This window comes from Streptomyces sp. NPDC051172, assembly GCF_040682555.1.
Classification (GTDB): Bacteria; Actinomycetota; Actinomycetes; order Streptomycetales; family Streptomycetaceae; genus Streptomyces.
The window spans coordinates 1-15,636 of record NZ_JBFBBE010000170.1 but is presented as its reverse complement, the minus strand read 5'-3'; the positions used below and the strand labels follow the sequence as shown (position 1 = coordinate 15,636).

17 protein-coding genes are annotated in these 15,636 nt (G+C 70.5%); 11 read left to right on the top strand and 6 right to left on the bottom strand.

The features are described 5' to 3' along the window. The first annotated feature begins 144 nt into the window (after positions 1–144). The gene (gene dapD / locus AB0N07_RS46280) at positions 145–1,134 is read left to right on the top strand and encodes a 2,3,4,5-tetrahydropyridine-2,6-dicarboxylate N-succinyltransferase (RefSeq protein WP_365846208.1); all 990 of its coding nucleotides are present in this window, start codon (positions 145–147) and stop codon (positions 1,132–1,134) included. A gap of 54 nt (positions 1,135–1,188) precedes the next feature. On the opposite strand, the gene AB0N07_RS46275 is transcribed toward dapD, so the two are convergent. Beyond that, complete coding sequence (locus tag AB0N07_RS46275; RefSeq protein ID WP_365846206.1) at positions 1,189–1,692, bottom strand: hypothetical protein; 504 nt, start codon at positions 1,690–1,692, stop codon at positions 1,189–1,191. Positions 1,693–1,806: 114 nt separating this feature from the next. Here AB0N07_RS46275 and AB0N07_RS46270 point away from each other — a divergent pair, with 114 nt between their 5' ends. Next, positions 1,807–2,376 (top strand): SigE family RNA polymerase sigma factor, encoded by a 570-nt coding sequence (locus AB0N07_RS46270; protein WP_365846204.1) that lies wholly within the window; start codon positions 1,807–1,809, stop codon positions 2,374–2,376. Next, a complete protein-coding gene (locus AB0N07_RS46265; RefSeq protein ID WP_365846202.1) occupies positions 2,373–3,590 on the top strand; it encodes a WD40 repeat domain-containing protein in 1,218 nt (405 codons plus the stop codon). The genes AB0N07_RS46270 and AB0N07_RS46265 overlap by 4 nt, the downstream gene beginning before the upstream one ends. A gap of 4 nt (positions 3,591–3,594) precedes the next feature. On the opposite strand, the gene dapA is transcribed toward AB0N07_RS46265, so the two are convergent. After that, a complete protein-coding gene (dapA, locus tag AB0N07_RS46260; protein WP_365846200.1) occupies positions 3,595–4,485 on the bottom strand; it encodes a 4-hydroxy-tetrahydrodipicolinate synthase in 891 nt (296 codons plus the stop codon). Positions 4,486–4,645: 160 nt separating this feature from the next. Here dapA and AB0N07_RS46255 point away from each other — a divergent pair, with 160 nt between their 5' ends. From AB0N07_RS46255 to AB0N07_RS46230, 6 genes are all read left to right on the top strand, one after another. Beyond that, on the top strand, positions 4,646–4,780 hold the full coding sequence (locus tag AB0N07_RS46255; RefSeq protein WP_365846198.1) for a hypothetical protein: 135 nt from the start codon (positions 4,646–4,648) through the stop codon (positions 4,778–4,780). Next, entirely contained in the window at positions 4,777–5,469 is a 693-nt protein-coding gene (locus tag AB0N07_RS46250; RefSeq protein WP_365846196.1) for a hypothetical protein, read from the top strand. The genes AB0N07_RS46255 and AB0N07_RS46250 overlap by 4 nt, the downstream gene beginning before the upstream one ends. A gap of 73 nt (positions 5,470–5,542) precedes the next feature. Further along, positions 5,543–5,962: a phage holin family protein gene (locus tag AB0N07_RS46245; RefSeq protein WP_365846194.1), complete on the top strand. Its 420-nt coding sequence runs from the start codon at positions 5,543–5,545 to the stop codon at positions 5,960–5,962. Next, positions 5,959–6,516, top strand: coding sequence for a DUF3618 domain-containing protein (locus AB0N07_RS46240; RefSeq protein WP_365846192.1), 558 nt, complete (start codon positions 5,959–5,961; stop codon positions 6,514–6,516). Before AB0N07_RS46245 ends, AB0N07_RS46240 begins: the two co-directional genes overlap by 4 nt. Before the next feature lie 89 nt (positions 6,517–6,605). Further along, positions 6,606–7,202, top strand: a complete 597-nt coding sequence (locus AB0N07_RS46235; protein WP_365846190.1) for a helix-turn-helix domain-containing protein — start codon at positions 6,606–6,608, stop codon at positions 7,200–7,202. A 14-nt stretch (positions 7,203–7,216) separates the two neighbouring features. After that, entirely contained in the window at positions 7,217–7,951 is a 735-nt protein-coding gene (locus AB0N07_RS46230; protein WP_365846188.1) for an SRPBCC domain-containing protein, read from the top strand. 13 nt (positions 7,952–7,964) lie between these two features. On the opposite strand, the gene AB0N07_RS46225 is transcribed toward AB0N07_RS46230, so the two are convergent. Further along, positions 7,965–9,791, bottom strand: a complete 1,827-nt coding sequence (locus AB0N07_RS46225; RefSeq protein WP_365846186.1) for an endonuclease/exonuclease/phosphatase family protein — start codon at positions 9,789–9,791, stop codon at positions 7,965–7,967. A 278-nt stretch (positions 9,792–10,069) separates the two neighbouring features. Here AB0N07_RS46225 and AB0N07_RS46220 point away from each other — a divergent pair, with 278 nt between their 5' ends. After that, the gene (locus tag AB0N07_RS46220) at positions 10,070–11,515 is read left to right on the top strand and encodes a hypothetical protein (RefSeq protein ID WP_365846184.1); all 1,446 of its coding nucleotides are present in this window, start codon (positions 10,070–10,072) and stop codon (positions 11,513–11,515) included. A gap of 72 nt (positions 11,516–11,587) precedes the next feature. Here the strand turns inward: AB0N07_RS46220 and AB0N07_RS46215 are convergent, their stop codons facing one another. The 3 genes from AB0N07_RS46215 to AB0N07_RS46205 are packed head-to-tail and all read right to left on the bottom strand — an operon-like array spanning position 11,588 to position 13,520. After that, positions 11,588–12,028, bottom strand: coding sequence for a hypothetical protein (locus tag AB0N07_RS46215; protein ID WP_365846182.1), 441 nt, complete (start codon positions 12,026–12,028; stop codon positions 11,588–11,590). Between the two features lie 37 nt (positions 12,029–12,065). Then, the gene (locus AB0N07_RS46210) at positions 12,066–13,232 is read right to left on the bottom strand and encodes a hypothetical protein (protein WP_365846180.1); all 1,167 of its coding nucleotides are present in this window, start codon (positions 13,230–13,232) and stop codon (positions 12,066–12,068) included. A 57-nt stretch (positions 13,233–13,289) separates the two neighbouring features. Continuing rightward, complete coding sequence (locus AB0N07_RS46205; RefSeq protein ID WP_365846178.1) at positions 13,290–13,520, bottom strand: hypothetical protein; 231 nt, start codon at positions 13,518–13,520, stop codon at positions 13,290–13,292. 314 nt (positions 13,521–13,834) lie between these two features. Between AB0N07_RS46205 and AB0N07_RS46200 the strand changes: the two genes are divergently transcribed. Beyond that, a complete protein-coding gene (locus AB0N07_RS46200; protein WP_365846176.1) occupies positions 13,835–15,277 on the top strand; it encodes an alkaline phosphatase PhoX in 1,443 nt (480 codons plus the stop codon). Positions 15,278–15,636 lie beyond the last annotated feature (359 nt).

Sequence of the window (15,636 nt, the reverse complement as noted above, 5' to 3'; positions counted from 1 at the left end):
GGCTGCGCCCCCAGACCCCCCATCGGCCTGAACGGCCTCGTCCTCAACGCCGGACCGGGGCTGGGTGGGGCGCGGCCGCTCGTTACCTGAGACGGGTGGGTTGTCGGTTGGCCTGGGTGGGGTCCGGGCGGTTAGGTTGCCCTCATGACCGACACGACTGCTCCTCGTACCACCGGCGCCGTGGGCGCCGGGCTCGCCACGATCGCCGCTGACGGCACTGTTCTCGACACCTGGTTCCCCGCGCCCTCGCTGAGCGAGGAGGCCGGTCCGGCCGGGACCGAGCGGCTGTCCGCCGAGAAGGCCGTGGAGCTGCTCGGGGACGGTGCGGCGAAGGCGATCGGGACGGACGCCCGCCGGGGTGTCGAGGTCGTCGCGGTGCGCACGGTCATCTCCTCGCTCGACGAGAAGCCGATCGACACGCACGACGCCTACCTGCGGCTGCACCTGCTCTCGCACCGCCTGGTCCAGCCGCACGGCCAGAGCCTGGACGGCATCTTCGGCCTGCTGCCCAACGTCGCCTGGACCTCCCTCGGCCCGGTCGCCGTCGAGGAGATCGAGAAGGTACGGCTCAACGCCCGCGCCGAGGGCCTGCACCTCCAGGTGACCTCCGTCGACAAGTTCCCGCGCATGACGGACTACGTCGCCCCCAAGGGCGTCCGTATCGCCGACGCCGACCGGGTGCGGCTCGGTGCGCACCTCGCCGCGGGCACCACCGTCATGCACGAGGGCTTCGTCAACTTCAACGCCGGCACGCTCGGCACGTCGATGGTCGAGGGCCGTATCTCCGCGGGTGTCGTGATCGGTGACGGCTCCGACATCGGCGGCGGCGCCTCCACCATGGGCACGCTCTCCGGCGGCGGCAACGTCCGTATCACCATCGGCGAGCGCTGCCTGATCGGCGCCGAGGCGGGCGTCGGCATCGCGCTCGGCGACGAGTGCGTCGTCGAGGCCGGGCTGTACGTCACCGCGGGCACCCGCGTGACCATGCCCGACGGGCAGATCGTCAAGGCCCGCGAACTCTCCGGCGCCTCCAACATCCTCTTCCGCCGCAACTCGGTCACCGGCACGGTCGAGGCCCGCCCGAACAACGCGGTCTGGGGCGGTCTGAACGAGATCCTGCACAGCCACAACTGACGCCGCCCGGCGTCTGGGTGAGCGCTCTTCCGCCCCGCGCGGGAGGGCGCTCACTCATGTCCCGGGCCGCGCCGCGAACTGAGCCAGCGCCGCGAAGTCGTCCTCCCGCAGGCCGAGCCGCGGGTTGACGTGGTGCAGAAGCGCGGGGCCCGGGTGGTGGGCTCGCACGTACTCCTCGTCCGCCTGGCTCTGTTCGTCGTCGACCCAGGCGAAGGGGCGGCCCTCGGCGTACGCCACGATCGCCTCCGTCTTCCAGTGCACCCCGTCGGGCCGGAGCGCGAACAGGCCCGCGCCGAAGTCCACGTACGGCAGTTCGGGCAGGCCGATGACCGGGGCGATCCAGCGGTTGGCGGCGTCCATCCAGGTCGTGGCCCAGCACAGGTCGTAGTCGAGGGAGAGGAGTGCCGGGCCGTGCGACGGGTTCAGCCAGACCCGCAGGGCCCGGCCGGGGTGCAGGGCCACCCTGATCGTCGTATAGCCCTCGGGACGGCGTTCCGCCTGTGCGGCCCATGGGTTGAGCGGGCCGTCGACGTCGAGGAACAGCAGGGGGCGGCTCACAGCAACAACGTACGGAAAATTTCTTCGTCCGGCAGGCATAGCCGCGTACGGCGGGACGCGTCACAAGGGGCACAGGGGCGGGCAGAGGCAGCCGCCGGGGAAGAGAAGGTGACGATGAATGCCGAAGGGCTGGACAGCTTCCGCGAGTTCGTGGACAGCAGGTCGTCGGCTCTGCTCAAGACGGCCGTGCTGCTCTGCGGGGGAGATCAGCACGCCGGCGAGGACCTGCTGCAGAACGCGCTCGTCAAGGCGGCCGGGAAATGGCCGCGGATCGACGAGCCGGAAGCGTACGTACGCCGGATCCTGTACCGCCAGCAGGTCAGCCGCTGGCGGCTGAAGTGGCGCAGACGGGAGGTCAGCGTCGCCCAACCACCCGAAGGGGGCGGGCAGTTGGGGCAGGCCGGTGACACGGCCGCCGCGGCCGAACTGCGCATCGTGATGCGGGAGGCGCTCGCCCGGCTCACCGCCCGCCAGCGCACCGTCCTGGTGCTGCGCTACTTCGAGGACCTGCCGGAGGCCGACGTGGCCCGCCTGCTGGGCTGCTCCGTCGGCACCGTACGGTCCACCACCCACCGCTCCCTCGCCCGGCTGCGCGCCCTGTCGCCGGAGCTCGCCGCCCTCGGCCCGGCGGACGCCGAACAGCAGCCGTCCCGCGACTACTCACCCGTGGAGGTGCGTCCGTGAACGTCGACGAACTCGTACGCGACGCCCTGCGCGAGCAGGCCGCCGGACAGCACCCGGCGGCAGCGGGGTTCGCCGACCGTGTCCTGGCCGTCCGCCGGCGCCGCCGCACCCGCAGGATCGCGGCCGCCCTCACCACGGCGGCCGTGGTCGCCGTAGGGATCGCGGTGCCGCTGCTCGACTCCGGCAAGAAGGACGTACGTCCGTCGGACGTCGTGGACCAGAAGAAGACCAAGGCCCACCCCCACCAGTCGCCGCCGCGCGATCTGATCTCGGCCGGGGGCACGACCTTGGCCGCGTACTACGTCTCGCACACGGTCAAGCAGACAAAGGACAGCGGCGTCACCCGGCGCACCTACTACCTGCTGAACCCGAACACCGGCAAGTACGTGAAGACCGCCAACTGGTCCTGGCTCGCCGTCGCGCCGGGCCTGAGGACCGCCGCCGTCCTGGAGCAGGGCCTGCCCGCCGCGCGGATCGGTCTGTTCGACCTGGCCTCCGGCGAGGTGAAGCGGTGGATCCAGGTCGACCACGGGGTCGGCGGGCTCGCGTTCTCCCGCGACGGCCGGCAGCTCGTCGCGACGACCTACAGCGAGAATCCGGACCTCGTGCCCATCCCGAAGAAGCTGAAGGGGGGCGGCGAAGTGACCGTGCAGACGAGTTCGCACCGCACCGGCTTCTACGTCGTCGACGTGGCGTCCGGAAAGGCGCGGTGGAGCCGGGTCGACCTGGGCGGCGGTCCGGGCCCCCGCGACATGATCAACTCCCGTCAGGACTTCGCCCTCACCGACGACGGCCGGCACGTCTGGGCCGGGAACCCCATGGGCGACACCGGCAAGGAGTTCTGGGACCTCACGGGCAGGAAGGTCTCCGCACCGGCCGGCTACAGGTACCTGGAGTGGTTCGTCGACGCCGGGAAGTCGCCGAACGGGAAGCTGGTCGCCGGGGACTTCGCCGGCGAGGGGTGGAAGACCGCCTCCTGGGTCATCGACGCCTACACCGGCAAGAAGACCAAGGTGCGCGGGCAGCAGCTGCTCGCCTGGGTCGGCAACAACCGGCTCATCGCCTGGGACATCGACAAGGAGGTCAAGAACGAGTTCCACAACCGGCTGGTGCTGGTGACCGTCGGCAGCAACAAGGAGGTGCCACTCAGCGGCTTCCGCCAGGGCGACGACGCGGATGCCGGGCGCTGGGAGCCGGTCTTCGCCCAGCCCTGACCGGTCAGCCGGCCGTGAGCTCCTCGTAGGCCGCCAGCAGTCCGTCGACCGTCTCGCGGCCGGCGGGCCGCAGCGGGGCACGGACCGTTCCCGCGGGCAGGCCGAGTTCGTTGAGGAGCGCCTTCGTGGTGACGGTGCCGGGCAGACCGGCCGACATCAGCAACTCGATGAGCGGCGTGGCGCGTTGCTGGAGGCGGGCGGACACGGGGGTGTCGCCCGCCTCGAACGCGTCCAGCACGGCACGGAGTTCGGACGGTACGACGTTCGCGACGGTGCTGATGTATCCGGCGCCGCCCACCGCGTACAGGGCGAGGTTGTGCTCGTCGCAGCCAGCGTAGTACGCCAACTCCGTGCGGGAGAGCACCTTCTGGGCGGCGAGGAAGTCGTAGGAGCAGTCCTTGACCGCCACGATCCGGGGGTGCTCGGCGAGCCGGATCACCGTGTCGGACTCGATACGGGTACCGGTGCGGCCCGGGATGTCGTACAGCACGACCGGCAGCCCGGACGCATCCGCGACCGTCCGGAAGTGCTCCTCCAGCGCGTCCTGCGGAGGCCTGCTGTAGTAGGGGCTGACCACCAGCACGCCGTCCGCGCCCGCCTTTTCGGCCTCCTGGGCGAGCTCCACGGTGTGCCGGGTGTCGAAGGTGCCGACGCCCGCCACGACCGACGCCCGGCCGCCCACCGCCTCCCGCACGGCCTCGACCAGGGCCGCCTTCTCGGCGTCCGTGGTGGTCGGCGACTCACCCGTCGTACCGGAGAGCACCAGACCGTCGCACCCCCGGGACACCAGGTGATCGGCGAGCCGCTGCGCCCCGTCGAGATCGAGCGCGCCCTCCTCGGTGAAGGGGGTGATCATCGCGCACAGGGCACGGCCGAAAGGGGCGGTAGTCGTCATGCTCCCAGTCTCGGCAGACCGACAGTGAAGCTCCACTTAATTCTTCTACGAGGTATTGATAAGCGTTGCTGTGATGCGGTCGGCCAGGCCCTATGTCCATTTCGCCCGCCATGGGTCAGCATGGTCGTGACGGTCATCGGCATCGGCCCATGGAGGCGTCATGAAGCTCGGCAAGGCACTGGCCACTGGAGTCGCGGAGGAACAGCCGCAGACCCATGAGGAAGAGCTCGAACTGCCCGAGGAGAACCAGGACGTGGAGGCGTCCGCGCGCGAAGAGGTTCCGGCGGCGCGATGAGACTGCGGCTTCCGGAGGAACGCCTGACGGAGCCGCCGACCGGATACAAGATCGCCCACCCGGTGCTGTCCCAGGACGGCACCCGGGCCGGGTTCACCGGTGTGTCGCTGGGCGGCGCGCTGCCGTACGGAGTCCTGGCCGACGCGTCGTGTGTCTACGGGCTGCGCCACCGGGCGCCGCACCGCCGCTGCGACTGCGGCTTCCACTGCGTGCACGACCGCACGGCGGCCGAGGCGCTGCTGTGCACGGCCGAGCACCGGGCGGCCGTCCTGCTGGAGGTCCTGGTCCTCGGCCGCTACATCCGCTTCGAGCGCGGCTTCCGCTGCGCCCGCCAGCGGGTGCGGACCGCCACGGTCGGCCCCTGCGTGTGCGGCGCGGTCGCCACCGCCCTGGCCGACGCCGGCTGGGGCCGGCCGGGCTGGCGTGCGCTGGCCCCCTCCTGCGCGGGCTGCGTCCGCGGCCGCACGTCCGTCTCGCTCGCCTCCTTCGCGCGGCTGGCCGGGGAGGGGCTGCGGGTGGTGGCGGGCAGCGGCGCCGCCCTTCCGGCGGCGGACCTCGCGGTGCCCGAGGGGCTCGGGGTGCCCGAACTCGTCGCTGAGGCAGCCCTGTTGCAGGCCCGCCTCGACTGGTTCCAGACCCAGCTCGGCCGGCTCGGCGAGCGCGGGCCGGGCGGTGGCCGGCAGGGATAGCGGAGGTCGGCAGGGGGTACCCGGAGTGTTCCGAACGGAGGAAGCCGCAAGGAACGCGAGAGGAGGCGACCCCGTGACCGGGACCATGCACCCCCAGCCGGTGCGCGACGGGCACCGCTCGGTGGGCGAGCTCGTCCGAGAGGCCACCGAACAGCTATCCCGGCTCGTACGACAGGAAGTGGCCCTCGCCAAGGAGGAGTTGTCCGAGAAGGGCAGGCGCGCCGGGCGCGGCGGCGGGCTGCTCGGCGCCGCGGGCGCGTTCGCCTACGCCGGTCTGCTCGCTCTGGCCGGCACGGCCGTGGCCGCGCTCTCGCTGGTGCTGTCGGTCTGGGCTGCGGCGCTCATCGTGACCGCCGTGCTGTTCGTGATCGCGGGCCTGCTGGCCCTGACCGGCCGCACCCAGCTGCGCCGCGCCGCACCGCCGACGCCCGAGGAGACCCTCGTGAGCGTCCGTGCCGATGTCGAGGAGATCAGGGAAAGGGCGCACCGATGACGGACAGGACAGGGCCGAGCGGCGCCAAGGGACCCGATGAGCTCAGGCGGCAGATCGAGCAGACGCGCAGCCAACTGGGCGAAACAGTGGAGGAGTTGGCGGAGAAGATGGATGTGAAGGGACGCGCGCGGGCCCGCGCGGCAGACCTCAAGGACAAGGCGAGCGCCATGACCGTGCAGCTGCGCAGCTCGGCCGCGCACGCCGGCCATGCGGTCCAGGACCGGGCCACGCAGACCGGCCACAAGGTCCATGACCGGGCCACACAGGCGGGCCACCAGGTGCACGACCGGGCCACGCAGACCGGCCACAAGGTGCACGACCGGGCCACGCAGGCGGGCCACCAGGTGCACGACCGGGCCCTGACGGCGGGCCATGCCGCCCAGGACAGGGCCACCCGGACGGGACACACGCTCCAGGACAGGGCGGAGCACGACGTCCCCTGGCCCGCCGGCCCCGTCGTCAGGGCGGCGGTACGGCATCCGGGGCCCGCGCTGGCCATCGGTGCGGCGCTGGCCTTTGTCGTGGTGGTGGGCTGGAGGTACCCCAAGCGGTAGCAGATCGCTCCTGCCTCTGGCTCTGACACCGTCCCACCGAAAATCTCAGTCTTCTGGACAAAAAAAGTTTTCGGTGGGACGGTGGACGCATGCTGGACGTCACCGTCATCGAGGACCCCGAGGCCGCCGCCGTCTCCCTGGACCCCGTCAGGGCCAGGCTGCTCGCCGAGCTGGCGGCCGGACCCGCGTCGGCGGCGATGCTGGCCGGCCGGGTCGGCCTGCCGCGGCAGAAGGTGAACTACCACCTCAAGGCGCTGGAGCGGCACGGCCTGGTCGAGCTGGCCGGGGAGCGCCGCAAGGGCAATGTCACCGAGCGGTTGATGCAGGCCACCGCGGCCTCGTACGTCATCTCGCCGCTCGCGCTCGCCGCCGTACAGCCGGACCCGGACCGTTTCCGGGACCAGCTGTCCGCGCGGTGGCTGCTGGCGCTCGGCGCCCGGCTCGTGCGGGACGTCGGCTCGCTGATCACCGGTGCCGCGAAGGCCCGCAAACGGCTGGCCACGTATGCCCTCGACGGCGAGGTGCGTTTCGCTTCGGCCGCCGAACGGGCCGCGTTCGTCGAGGAGTTGACGGCCGGTGTCACCGCGCTGATCCGCAAGTACGACGCGCCCGACGCCGAGGGCGGGCGCGACCACCGGATCGTCGTGGCCGTCCATCCCACCCTCAAGGCAACAGAGCAGGACTAGGCAGGAGCCCCACCATGTCCAAGGAATTCGAGATCGTCAGAGAGTTCGAGGTCGACGCCACTCCGGAGGAGGTGTGGGAGGCGATCACCACCGGGACCGGCGGGTATCTGTGGCCGATGGAGCCGCCCGAGCCCCGGGTCGGCGGCAAGGGACCCTTCGGGTCCGAGGTCACGGCCTGGGATCCGCCGCACCGGTACACCAACCGCGTCGCGGACGTCGAGGGCATCTCCCAACAGACCCTCAACCAGCTCGACTACACCGTCGAGCCCCGCGAGGACGGCCGCCGGGCCTGGGTGCGGTACGTGCACAGCGGCATCTTCGTCGACGACTGGGACAACCAGTACGACGGCGCCGCCAAGCACACCGACTTCTATCTGCACACCCTGCGCGAGTACCTGGTCCACTTCGCGCCCCGGCCGGCCGCCTTCGCCACCTTCGACGGGCCCGAGGCCTCGAAGGCCGCCGACGCCCTCGCCGTCGTAGGGCGGGCGCTCGGTGTCGGGGAGGACGTGGCCGCCGGCACCCGGGTGACGGTCCGGGGGCCCGACGAGTTCGACGCCGTGGTCGACTTCCGCAACCCGTACTTCATCGGGCTGCGCACGGACCGGGGCCTCACCCGCTTCTTCGGGCGCAACCACTGGGGCCACCAGGTCGGCATCTCCCTGCACGACTTCACCCCGGACGCCGACATCAAGCAGTGCGAGGCCGCCTGGCAGGACTGGCTGAACGGCGTGTTCAGCCAGTCCTGAGCAGAGCCGCCCGTTACGGGCGGAAGCGCAGCACCTGCGGGTCGTGGTCGCTGATCTGGTCGTTGAACTCCGAGTTGACGTGCACGCTGTCGTACTCGAAGTCGCAGGACCTCCGGATCGACGGGCTGATCAGGATCTGGTCGAGGACCTGCTGGTTGCCCTGGTAGTCGTAGGTGTAACGCTCGCTCTTCGGCAGCGACTTGATCGCCGACCAGAGCTCGCCGTCACCCTCCAGGATCTTCGCGGTGTCGGAGAACTCGAAGTCGTTCATGTCGCCGAGCGCGATGACGTCCGCGTTCTTCTGGACGTCCAGGATGCTCTTGACGAACGCGTTGACCAGCGTCGCCTGGGCGTGGCGCTGGGTCTCCGAGCTGCGCGTCGGGGGCTGGTACTGCGAGGTCAGCCCCTGGTCGCCACCCTTGGAGTTGAGGTGGTTGGCGATCACGAAGACCGTGCGGCCGTGGAAGACGAACTCGGCGGCCAGCGGCTTGCGGCTGGACTTCCAGGCGTCGTTCGCCGGGTCGATCCGGCCGGGGGAGGCCGTCAGCTGCGCCTTGCCGTGCACCTTGGTGACGCCGACCGCGGTGGTGGAGTCGCCGCCCGCACGGTCCACGAAGGACACCCGCTCCGGGTTGAACAGGAGCACCTGGCGGATGTTGCCGCCGGGCTCGCCGCCGTCCTGGTCGTTGACCGGGTTGATCGAGCGCCAGTCGTACTTCGGGCCGCCCGCCGCGACGATCGCGTCGATCAGCTTGTTCACCGTCTGGCTCGCGTCGACCGTGCCGTCGTCCGTCGCGCCGTTGTTGTCCTGGATCTCCTCCAGGGACACGATGTCGGGCGACTGCAGGTTGTTCACGATCGCGGCGGCGTGCGCGTCGAAGGTCTTGTCGGACGGGTCGAGGTTCTCGACGTTGTACGTCGCGACCGCCAGCTCGCCGCGCGACTGCTTCTGCGTCGTCTCGCGCTGCAGGCCGCCGCTCTTCAGCGTGCCCAGCTGGTTCGCGACCAGGGTGTAGCCGCCGAACTGGTTGAAGTCCAGCGGTCCTGCCGTGGTGCCGGTCAGCGAGTCGCCGACGTTCGCCTTCGGGAAGTCGGCCGTCTCACCCAGCGACTGGATCTGCAGCCGGCCGGTGTTCTGCGACTCGTAGGAGCCGTAGAGCGTGCCGCCGCTGGGGGTCCGGTGCTCATGCGGCTTCACCGTGACCCACAGCTCGGAGTACGGGTCGGTGGCCGTCACCACGCGGGCGTCGGCGACCTGGACGTTCATGCCCTCCAGGGACTCGTAGTAGTCCAGGGCGTACGTCGACGGCTGCAGCGTCAGACCGTTGATCGAGCCGTTCGCGGCGGTGTCGCCCGCCGGCGTGTAGAGCGCGGGCACCGACTTCGCGTCGATCACCGTCGGGGCCGGCACCGCGTTGCCCGTGGAGACCGTGGTGACGGTCGGCTTGGTGATCTCGGTGACCGACTGGTTGCCGGACGAGGCGCCGCCCGGGACGTACTCGGAGACCGTGCCGGTGACCGTGACGGAGTCACCGACGGCGGCCTTCGGGGTGGAGCCGGTGAAGACGAATATGCCCTCACTGGTGGCCGGGTTGTCGTCCGGGTTCGGATCCTGGATCCAGAAGCCTCTGGAAGAGCCGTAGGCGCGCACGCCGGTGACAATTCCGGCCACATCGGAGACCTTCTGGCCCGCGTACGGAGAAATGCGCGTAGTGCCCTGGATGTCATGGATGCGCACGGAGTCGGCGTGCGCCGGCGAGGTCAGGGCCACGGCGGACGCCGCGGAACAGACGGCGGCGACGGTGAGCGCGGCGAGACGCGCGGAAGACTTGCTCGGCAACGGGATCCCTCCGGGGACGTGCGTGGGCGCCGGGACGAGGGTGGTGCGTGGAACGGTCCGAGGCCGCGACCGGTGGGGCGGTGGCGACGCGCGTAGAAGATACAGTGAACATGTGTCCGCTTCGTTTCTACGCGCGTCAATCTCCTGTGTGCGCACGCCAGTTGTCAAGGTTTCGGCCATGTACGGACGGGGTCCGGGAGATGAACCGGGCGGCATGGGTGGAAATCCGTCTAGGCTGAGCGTTTGAGTGGTACGACACGCCCGAGGAGAACCAACCGATGTCAGACAGCTCCCCCCTGCCGCCGGTGCGGCTGCATCCCGAAGCGGAGCTGGCGCGGGACGCGTTGGCCACACCGCTGCTCTCCCGGGCCGCCCGTCTCGCCCGCTGGGCCGGGCCGGACACCCGGGTCGACGCCGGGGGCGGGCTCGTCGAGGAACAGCTTCCGGCCGCCGCCGAACTGCTCGGGCTGAGCGGGGACGACGCCGCGGCCGTCGCGAGCGAGGCCTGGCGGGTCGCCGTGGACACCGGGCTGGTCGAGATCGCCGAATCCGAGGATGACGACGAGGGCACCGTCGCCGCCGGGCAGGACCTGGCGCTGCTCACCCAGGGCTCCCCGCACGAGGTGCTGGCCGTGTGGCAGGAGGCCCTGGAGACGGTGCTCGCCGACGCGAGCGTCCCCGACCTGGACGACCTGGAAGGTGCCCTCGACGAGAGCGGCGAGATCGACTTCTCCCGGCTGGAGTGGGACCCGGAGGCGGAGGCCGAGTTCCTCGACGGCGTCCTCGGCAACCTGTACCTGCTCACCGTCAGCGAGGACGGCCCCGGCGACGGACCCGTCCCGCTGCCCGCCCTCGCCGCGTCGATGATCGTGCCCAGCGACATGGGGGAGCCCACCAACGACGTCCTGGAGCAGGTCTCCGACGCGATGATGCGGCTCGACGACCAGTTCCGGCTGCTGGAGCCGGTGGGACTCGTCCAGTACCAGCCGGTCGACGAGGCGCTGATGGCGGAGCCCGAGGACGCTGCCGCGGAACCCGCCGCCCGGGCCGACGACACCGACGTCTCGCGCTACGGCATGGTGCGCCTGACCCCCCTCGGCCTCTACGGGCTGCGGGCACGGCTGCTGGAGGCCGGGCTCACGGCGCCCGCGGTCGGCGACCTCGTGGACAAGGGCGCCGACGCGCTCCTCGACGGCACGGCCACCTTCCCCCAGGCCGCTGCGCAGGCCGAGACCGAACAGTGGCTGGCCCGCCGCGAACCCCTGACCGCCGCACGGGAGTTGCTGGCCGCCGCGCGCGGCACGGACACCGGGGCACCTCTGCGCCGGCTGCGCTGCCAGCAGGCGCTGTCCCTCGTCGGCACCGAGGCCGAACCCGCACTGCGCGAAGTCCTCGACGACCCGGAGCTGGGCGGCCTCGCCCGGGTCTGGCTGACCGAGCACGGCGCACCGGACGTGCCGGCCCCGTCCGAGACGATGATCTTCTGGCTCACGATCGACACGATCGCCGCCCAACTGGCCGCGGAGGGCAACTCCGAGGAACTCCGGGCGCTGGTACAGGGCTTGGCCGCCCAGCACGGCGGCTTCTTCGCGGCGGCCTGGCGGGTCGAGCACCCCGCCACGGCGGACGTACTGGAGGCCATGGGGCGCCTGCACCCGGACAAGCGGATCGCGAAGGAGGCCCGGAAAGCGGCCTTCAAGGCACGCTCACAGCACGGTGGTTGAGCGCCCCCAAGGGGCGCGGGGAACTGCGCGACCAGCCACGACGGCCGGCAGATCCCCGTACCCGCGGAGCGTCTAACAGTGATAGACCGTCGTGTGCTTGAACGACGACGTCGCCCCGTTGAAGCCGTACGTCCCCCGGTACGCCGGCGGGTTCTGGTACTCACCCACGATGGTCACCGTCGCGGTGCCGTCGTGCCGCGTGGCGTCCAGGCGGAGTGTGTCGCCGATGAAGCCGCCCGTGATGTTCCACGGCGGACCGGCGATGGTGCCCGTGATCTGGCCGCCGAGAACGACGTACGGATGGGTGTTGGGGTTGTACCTCACCTCCAGCTCCCAGGTGACCGTCGCGCCGTTGTGCAGCTCCAGCCGCGCCGTCGTGGACACCGCCTCCGGCGACACCTCCTGCTGCGAGGCGAACGCCTCGTCGCGCGTCTTGACCTCGGCGCCCTGAGCATTGTGGAAGCGGTGCTCCACCGACGCCGCGGTCCTCTGCCTGCGTGCCTGTGTGGTCATGGGAATGGCCTCCCCTCGTACGGAAATCGATCGACCGTCAGGCCAGCTGCTCGGCGACCTCGATGCGCAGCAGCGCGCGGACGTTCTCGACGTGGTTGGCGATCGTGACAGTCGACGAACCCGCGAACAGCAGGCCCACCGCGACGTTGTCCAGCGAGGTGACCAGGGAGCCCGAGTCGCCGCCCGCCGAGATGTTCGTCGTCAGGATCTGGTCCTTGAAACGGGCCGTGCCCGCCGTGCCGTAGTTGACGTCGATCGTCGCGTCGACCGCCATGATCCGGCCGAAACTGATGTTGGTCGTCCGGCCGGTCTTCTTCACCAGGTCGCCGACCGCGACGTTGGCCTTGCGCCGCCAGGCGCGCGGCGCCCCACTGAAGTACTGCTCACGGGTGGCGTCCTGGAACTCCACCGCACCGAGCGCACAGTCCACCACGTTGTTCTGCCGCTCCAGCGGGATCTGCGGCGCGAACTGGATCGTGATGAAGCGGTCCAGCGTGGCGATCCGGTCCGCCGGGTCGCTGCCGCCGTCGAAGACACCCGGCTGCACGATCGGGCTGCCCAGCTGCGCCCGGTTGGAGTCCGCCAGCACATGGTTGTTGGACAGTACGTAGAACTTCGCGGGCGTGCCGAGGCCGGGGCCCGGTGGGTCGACCGTCGCGCCCGGCAGGAAGTCGTACACCACGCTGCCCAGCGTGCCCGCCGTCACCCGTACGTTGCCCACCGAGAAGCCCGAAGGGCACGGCCGCATACGGCGCTTGAGGATCTGCGGCTCGAACGCGGCCGGAGCACCGCTCAGCTCTTCGAGCAACGGCTGGGTCAGCCGGGCCAGTTGCTCCTCCACGCTGCCGTCCGGCCCGTACGCCGCCCCGCGCCGCTCCTCACGGCGCGAACCGGTCTGCCGCTGCTGGCGCTGCGCGGCCACATGGCCGACCGCCACCACGTCCGTGGGCGTCCCGTCGTCCATCTGGTACGGCACCACGTCCCGCTCCGGCAGCATCGACTCCGGAACCTTCTGCGTCACGAACACCAACACGGCCTCCCGGCCGGTCGGTTCACCGCCGCTCCACTTCACGCCGTGGCCGAAGCCGACCACGTTCGCCAGCGGCTGCTCGCGGCGCAGGAAGTCCGACAGCGCCTGCTGCCGTGAACTGTCGCTGAGCTGTCCGCCGGTGGGTCCTCGCATCAGTTCGGGCTGGCTCGTCACGGCCAGACCACCTTCTTCCCCGGTGTCGTAGCGGCTCCGGGACCCGACAGTGCGGCGCTACTCCTGCGCGGAGACCTCGCCGATCACGAGTACGCGCACGGGTACGCCCTCGAGTTCCTCCGGAACCACGTCCTCGTCCCTGAGCCGGTCCCGGGGCACCTTGCGGGTCACGAGGACGATGATGACGTCCCGGCCCGTGGCCTCGTCCTTCCCGGTTCCGACCCCCGTCACGTTGGGCAGGCCCATCAGCCGGCCCTCATGGAGGCTGCGCGCACGACGTGCGTCCACTTCGGCTCGCCTCCCCCGGGTTGTCCAGGCAACTGGGTGTCTATTGCCGTGGACACCGGCGGTCAAGGTGCCCTGCCTTAAATCATGGGATCGGTGACGACAAGTGGCATTCGACCTTCCTTACGAAGATTCGTCCGACCAATTACCCGGACACAAGGGTTTTTTGAGTTCCGTGGTCTTGCGTGTACGGATTCATGGAAGAGAGCCCGTAGGTGTCGTCCGGTGTTCAACTCCCGTTCAGGCGCGGGCGAAACGGTGGCGCCGACCCGAGGTTCGCCACCCTCCACGGCACACCCACCGTCACAGGAGACACCATGTCGCTCACCCGCAGGGACTTCGCCAGAAAATCCGCGATCACCGGTGCCGGTGTCGCGCTGGCGGGCAGCGTCGGCGCCCTCGCCACCGCGCCGGGCGCCCTTGCGTCCACCGACACCGAGGAAGCAGGCGAGGAGTCGGCGGCCGCACACGGCGGTGTCGGCTACGGACCGCTGATCCCCGACCCCGACGGCATCCTCGCCCTCCCCGCCGGCTTCAAGTACCGCATCATCACCTACAGCGGCCGGACCAAGCTGGAGTCGGGCGAGTTCACCCCCTCCAACCACGACGGCACCTCCACCTTCGCCGGCCCCCGCGGCGCCACCCTCCTCGTCAACAACCACGAGCTGAAGGGCCCCCGCGCCAACTGGCCGCACCCCGTCCCGCTCACCGAGGGCCTCGTCTACGACCCCGCCGCATCAGGCGGCTGCACGGTCGTCGAGGTGCGCCGCGACCACGTCGCCGAGTGGGTCGGCATCGCCGGCACCTCCACCAACTGCGCCGGCGGCAACACCCCTTGGGGCACCTGGCTCACCTGCGAGGAGACCGAGGACAAGGCCGGTCAGAACGGCATGACAAAGGACCACGGCTACGTCTTCGAGGTCGACCCCTCCGACCGCCGCGCCAACCGCGACCCGAAGCCCGTCAAGGCGCTGGGCCGCTACGCCCACGAGGCGGTCGTGGTCGACCCCGGGCGCGGCCACCTCTACCTCACCGAGGACGCGTCCACCCCCAACGGCCTCCTCTACCGCTGGACCCCGCCCGAGGGCTTCCGCCACGGCCGCGGCAAGCTGCGCACCCTCGCCGACGACGCCGGTGTCCTCCAAGCCTCCAAGTGCTTCGACTCCGGCGGCAAGTTCGTCGACGACCTCTCCCGCGCCACGAAGATCGGCACGGTGTACGGCGTCGACTGGGTGAACGTCCCCGACCGCGACGCCAGGACGACCCCCGTCCGCAAGCAGTTCACCACCGGCCAGGTCACCCGCGCCCGCAAGCTCGAAGGCATGTGGTGGGGCGACGGCGGCGCCTACGTCGTCTCCTCCTACGCCCGTGCCGAGAGCCCCGTACAACACGACGGCGCCGTCTGGTTCTACGACCCGGGGCGCCGCACCCTCACCCTGAAGGTCCTGCTCGGCGTCAACCCCGACCCGTCCGCCGAGGGCCACTTCGACGGCCCGGACAACATCACCGTCTCCCCGTACGGCGGCCTCGTCATCGCCGAGGACGGAGAGGGCCTGCAGCACCTGTTCGGCGCGACCGACAGCGGCCGCACGTACCCGATCGCCCGCAACGAACTCAACATCGGCAGCGAAGAGGAGCCCGAATACAGCGAGTTCACCGGGGTGACCTTCTCGCCCGACGGCAGCACCCTGTTCGCCAACATTCAGGAGCCGGGGATCATGCTGGCGATCACCGGGCCGTGGAAGCGGCAGCGACGTTAGAACAATGAGTCACTCGTATGGGTGAGCTTGTCCGAATCGGTGAGTGGCTGATAGCGGTGGACATACCGTTTTCGTATGTCTAAATACGACGCTGTCGGCCATGGGAGCCCGTATGTCGAGTGTTGCATTGACGCGACGGCACGAAGTGGACACAGAAGTGTTGTTGCGTCCAACCAGGTCGGTCTGGCCGGGGAATCCCTCGCAGAGGGGACCTCGGTCTGGCTTCCAGGCGGCACAGTGGCCCCAGTGGAGCGGGTTGTGGCGGAGTGACTGCTCAGCAGGTCGTGTGACCTGCCGCTGATCGGATCGTTGGTCTGTTCGTGGGCCTGTCGAAGCGTCGTCCGTCGTACGACGATCTC